Annotated in this window: 1 pseudogene; it reads right to left on the bottom strand. The window is 67.7% G+C overall.

The features are described from left to right. Window positions 1–334: pseudogene (locus tag AC5JJ6_RS32595) on the bottom strand (primosomal protein N'); the annotation flags it as partial.

The raw sequence follows: 334 nt of genomic DNA, 5'->3' as shown, positions 1-334 counted from the left end.
ATCGACGATTCGAGAGACGGAGTCGCCGACACGAGCACGATGGGGATGGCGCCCAGATGGGCACGGGCGACCGCCATGTCGCGCGCGTTGTAGATCACCCCGTCTTCCTGCTTGAACGAGGGATCGTGTTCCTCGTCGATCAGGATCAGGCCAAGGTCGGGATAGGGCAGGAACAGGGCGGAACGAGCCCCCACCACGACTCGGGCCGCCCCGGTCGCGACATCTCGCCATGTCGCCCGCCGCTGGGCGCCGGACAAGTCGCTGTGCCACTGGTGCGGCGGAGCGCCGAACCGGGTGGCGAAGCGCTCCAGCCACTGGGCCGACAGGGCTATTT

Source organism: Skermanella sp., assembly GCF_059503625.1.
The sequence above is the reverse complement of the archived record's forward strand: the minus strand, read 5'-3'. Positions and strand labels throughout refer to the sequence as shown.